Here is a 2814-nt window from a genome sequence, read left to right as displayed (position 1 = left end):
GACAGGACCCGCAAGGAAAAGGCATCAGCCGCTTCGCGGCGAAAAAACTTACTCCCCGGTATCTACCGCGGATGCGGTGGAGACCATGTGCATACCAGGTGCGTATTCCTGGTATGCACATAAAAATGCCAGGCCTGGGGACTGTCCCCCGCTAAGTACTTACTGTGCAGGTTCACAAAACTTCGCGTCTGAAATTTGTGTACCGGTTTTCACCAGTAATGCTTGAAAAAGTTGGCCTGGTCCTGGTTAGGGCGGACTTTGTCTTCTATTCTGGCCAGTTTATTGCTGGAAAAAGACTCGAATTCCCTGGCGATGCGCGCATTTTCCTCAACCTGTTCAACACTGGAGATACCTACGATGGCCGTGCTGACAGGAAAGCTGAGAGTGTATCCCAGTGCTTCCTGCATGGATACGGCGCCCCCGGGCTTAAGGATGCGGCTGACCGCGGTCACCTTCATGGCGATAATTCCCATCTGCTTCTCTGCCGCCTTTTCCAGGAGATCCTCCTGAAAGGGCCGGTAATATATGTCTCCAGCGTTGAGGGTGAGCAGGACAGTGTCGAAATCATAGCGGGTTATGCCCTGGATCAGTACATCCGGATCCTTGTGCCCGGTGATGCCGATGTTGCGGATGACCTTCTCCGATTTAAGCTTTTCCATGGCCCGGACCGCCCCCTGCCTGCCCAGGGCCTGGTCCACGTCATTATTAACCCGGACATTGTGCACCTGATACAGATCCAGATAGTCAGTCTCCAGGCGCTCCAGGCTCTGCTCAATAAGGCGCATGGTCCCGTCGTAAGTGCGGTCCTGGGTCTTGGAGGCCAGAAAAACCTCCTTTCGCCTGCGGGCCATGACCCGGCCGATGTTGCTCTCGCTGCCGCCTCCGCCGTATGTGGGAGAGGTGTCAATATAGTTCACGCCAAGATCCAGAGCCTTCTCTAGTATGGCTACTGCCTCATCCTGCCTGCCGGCCTGCTGCACTGTCGCTTCTCCGCCCAGGCTGAATATGGAAACCTGGTGGCCGGTACGTCCCAGCTTTCTTCTGGGCATACCCTTTGAGCCCAAGTCAGCTGCTGACACAGCTCCCGGTCCGCTCGCAGCTGCAATGCCGGTTATTCCCAGGCCGGCAACCGTCCCGGCAGTGGTGCACATAAATCGCCTGCGGTCCATCTTTTTTTGCATACATAAATCCTCTCTTGTTATGATTTAGAGTCATTCCCCGGCAACAGACCATGGCCTTAATATATCCGCCCGGCTTTTTCCGATCTTAGAAAACCCATGAGACTTCTGCCCCGCTTGCCTTCGTCTTTTGCCAGCCCGATACAGTTCCCAGAGATTATATTTCCCGGCAGAGCGTCTAAATTGGGGACAGGCACCTCCGCACTCATTTTTATTTAATGATCTTGGTTTTATTGGAAAAAATAAGTGCGGGGAGTGCCAGTCCCCGGAGGTCAGTCATATGTATCGCTGTAGTGCTAATCCAACTGAATTTTGAAATCACAGGCGATTTATTTATTTGTACACAAGTATGTTGCTGGAACTGTTCCAAGCTGTAATTCTGAGTTTTGATGTCTTTCCCAGGTAGCTATAGACCCTTTTTTTCAAACCAGAAAAACAGCACCAGCCCTATAACTATGAAGGCCAGAATAATAGGCCAGTGGTTTATGTTCATCACCTGGGGCAGGGTGATTTTCCCGTAGTCTCCCCAGGCATAGACCGTGTTTTTAAGCACTGGATAGGCTTCGGCGAATACCGCTGCTCCGGCAATCATGCCCAGGATTCCCCACAAAGCGTCCAGACGGCCTTCGCCCAGGGCACCGAGAGAGGTCCCGGGACAGTATCCAAGCATGCCCCAGCCCAGTCCGAAAAGGATGGCCCCGATTATGTTGGCTCCCATGATGGTGGTCTTTATGGACAGATCCACCTGACCCAGATCATACAGAAGGTACACGCCCACCATGCTCACCAGAACTGTGCTGAACATGAACTTGATAATGGTCATGTCCATCAGGCGCAGGGCGCCCAGTTGCTTGTCGTAGCGCACCACCCGGGCCTTCTGCAGCAGAAAGCCGAATAAAAGTCCGGTTATGAAGCCGATTACTATGAGTTTCATTTCGGTTTACCTCCGTAGATTATCCTGGCCATGAGAATGCCCGCCGCCAGGAAAAGGATCAGGGAGATGATGCCGCTGACTGAAAGTTGAAGCGTACCGCTCAACCCGTGTCCGCTGGGTCAGCCATCGGCCATCCTGGCTCCGAACATGGCCACGGCACCTCCGGCAAAAGCCATGAGGCCGCGCTTGACCGGGGTGAACCCGAAGTTCTGCTGCCACATGTCCGGGACCCACTGCACCTTGAAGGATCCGGAGGTTCTGGCGGCGATAAAAGAACCGACCAGAATTCCGGTGACAAACATCCACTGCCAGTCGACCTGGGGGGTCACCCGGACAAAATATTCCAGCTGTTCCACCCTCTCCGGGGCGATCAGGCCTTCAATCATGCCCGCGGCTCTGACAAAACTTGTGGATGCTCCGAAATACTGACCGGCTATCCATACGGACAGGATCACCACCAGTCCGCTCAGAGCGCCGGCCAGATATGGGCTCCATGCTGTACTCTTGGGCATATTACCTCCTTGAATAAATTTTGATAGTTGAAAAGGTCATGTTCCGGGCCGAATCTTTTTCAGCAGGGTCTGATAGGCTTCATTCAACCTGATGAATTCCTCATGATCTCCTCCCTTGTCCGGGTGCATCTTCAGGGCCCGGCGGCGGTAGATCCTGGTGAGTTCCCGCCTGGACATTTTTTTCAGTTTC

General features: G+C 53.6%; 4 protein-coding genes. All 4 read right to left on the bottom strand.

From position 1 onward, the window contains the following. Positions 1 to 209: 209 nt before the first annotated feature. Positions 210 to 1181: an aldo/keto reductase gene (locus tag QZP87_RS05650; protein WP_291321948.1), complete on the bottom strand. Its 972-nt coding sequence runs from the start codon at positions 1179 to 1181 to the stop codon at positions 210 to 212. 403 nt (positions 1182 to 1584) lie between these two features. Next, the gene (locus tag QZP87_RS05645; protein WP_291321947.1) at positions 1585 to 2112 is read right to left on the bottom strand and encodes a DUF6691 family protein; all 528 of its coding nucleotides are present in this window, start codon (positions 2110 to 2112) and stop codon (positions 1585 to 1587) included. Next, a complete protein-coding gene (locus QZP87_RS05640) occupies positions 2109 to 2624 on the bottom strand; it encodes a YeeE/YedE thiosulfate transporter family protein (RefSeq protein ID WP_291321946.1) in 516 nt (171 codons plus the stop codon). Before QZP87_RS05640 ends, QZP87_RS05645 begins: the two co-directional genes overlap by 4 nt. 36 nt (positions 2625 to 2660) lie before the next feature. Beyond that, positions 2661 to 2801, bottom strand: coding sequence for a J domain-containing protein (locus QZP87_RS15535; RefSeq protein ID WP_363330992.1), 141 nt, complete (start codon positions 2799 to 2801; stop codon positions 2661 to 2663). Positions 2802 to 2814 lie beyond the last annotated feature (13 nt).

The sequence above is a fragment of the Desulfonatronospira sp. genome, from assembly GCA_003563255.1.
Taxonomy (GTDB): Bacteria; Desulfobacterota; Desulfovibrionia; order Desulfovibrionales; family Desulfonatronovibrionaceae; genus Desulfonatronospira.
Note: the sequence above shows the minus strand (reverse complement) of the source record. Positions and strands in the feature narration are given on the sequence as shown.

Bases quoted from the DNA above. Each gene is read 5' to 3' on its own strand.
- QZP87_RS15535 (WP_363330992.1), bottom strand. From the start codon at position 2,801: ATGTCCAGGCGGGAACTCACCAGGATCTACCGCCGCCGGGCCCTGAAG.
- QZP87_RS05650 (WP_291321948.1), bottom strand. From the start codon at position 1,181: ATGCAAAAAAAGATGGACCGCAGGCGATTTATGTGCACCACTGCCGGG.
- QZP87_RS05645 (WP_291321947.1), bottom strand. From the start codon at position 2,112: ATGAAACTCATAGTAATCGGCTTCATAACCGGACTTTTATTCGGCTTT.